The organism is Shigella sp. FC1661, from assembly GCF_001712525.1.
Lineage (GTDB): Bacteria > Pseudomonadota > Gammaproteobacteria > Enterobacterales > Enterobacteriaceae > Escherichia > Escherichia coli.
Map to the genome: position 1 here is coordinate 1 of NZ_MDGW01000314.1, position 1,558 is coordinate 1,558.

A 1,558-nucleotide genomic window follows, 5' to 3' on the forward strand; every position below is an offset into this window, starting at 1 on the left:
AACACGCCAGTTCGCCCGGATGTTGGGACTTGAACCGAAGAACACGGCGGTGCGGAGTCCGGAGAGTAACGGAATAGCAGAGAGCTTCGTGAAAACGATAAAGCGTGACTACATCAGTATCATGCCCAAACCAGACGGGTTAACGGCAGCAAAGAACCTTGCAGAGGCGTTCGAGCATTATAACGAATGGCATCCGCATAGTGCGCTGGGTTATCGCTCGCCACGGGAATATCTGCGGCAGCGGGCTTGTAATGGGTTAAGTGATAACAGATGTCTGGAAATATAGGGGCAAATCCATTTATCCAGTATTTATATGGAAAAGGATAATGCTTAAATCTGTTTTTTTAATTATCGATGTGGTCTGGAGAGGCAACTGTCAAAAATCGCTCATACGAAACTAATGATTAGCAGAATAAGATCTATGAAAGAATATATTGCTATATGAAGTTTATTTTTATGGAGTGAAAAGTAACAGATATCATAATGATGCGAAAACTCTTCAGCTAATGTAATAAAGTTATATTATTAGATACAAAATCATTACAAAGTATCATTGAATCGATGATAACTATAGATAGTGCTAATTATTAACATTTGCTTGTTGACTGCGAGTATCGACTTTGCGAATGGAGGCAATGTCGGGTTTTATGTCGCATGTATTGACGACCCAGGATGGATGAGAACGCATAAAAATCTGCTATTTACATCATAAGATCATCATGTTTATTGCGTGGTTTATAAGTATTGTTATTGCATACTTAAGGCCCTTTAGCTCAGTGGTTACAGCAGGCGACTCATAATCGCTTGGTCGCTGGTTCAAGTCCAGCAGGGGCCACCAAATCATCATTCATGTATCAGGAAGAGTTAAGGGTCAAGGGGTACTCGATGGCGGTCTATATTTCATGACTAACGCCATTTAAAGGAAGAAGTGCGGTGGGTGGTTTCGAATGAGGGCTGGTGTTTTGGTACGTGGCACGCCACTGCAATGTATTTATCCATCAGTACTCATTCAAAAGTACCTGGAAAAAATGCCCGCTATGCCAAGCGGGCAAATTGCTTACATGTGGAATTAAGTAATTAACGATAAAGCCAGAGTATTATCATTTATTATACCCATTCATTTAATCAGGTTAATTACTCAAATCACTGAACTATTCTCTGTTCGCTCACTGATGATGAGTGAGTACCACAACCAATGTATGTAGAACAATGCCGTAGAGTAAGGATGAAATGTCTCTGCCACGCCTTAAACATCTACTACTGACCAGAACACCCGCCGCAGGCAGATGAGTTTTGTGAGCGTTACAGGAGCGTGGCTATGCTCATTAACCAACGCTATTGAGAGGTAATGCTGCCAACTTACTGATTTAGTGTATGATGGTGATTTTAAGGTGCTTGCGTGGCTTCCATTTCCATCAGATGTCCTTCCTGCTCCGCTACTGAAGGCGTGGTGCGTAACGGCAAAAGCACTGCCGGACATCAGCGCTATCTCTGCTCTCATTGCCGTAAAACATGGCAACTACAGTTCACTTACACCGCCTCTCAGCCCGGTACGCAC

At 42.7% G+C, this 1,558-nt stretch carries 2 protein-coding genes and 1 tRNA gene; all 3 read left to right on the plus strand.

What is annotated here, in order from left to right; all coding sequences use genetic code 11:
* On the plus strand, positions 1–286 hold a 286-nt coding region (locus BFF42_RS16645), incomplete at its 5' end, for an integrase core domain-containing protein (RefSeq protein WP_000318964.1).
* Between the two features lie 476 nt (positions 287–762).
* A tRNA-Ile gene (locus BFF42_RS16650) sits at positions 763–838 on the plus strand.
* A 561-nt stretch (positions 839–1,399) separates the two neighbouring features.
* The coding region (locus BFF42_RS16655; protein ID WP_032277379.1) for an IS1 family transposase at positions 1,400–1,558 on the plus strand (159 nt) is incomplete at its 3' end.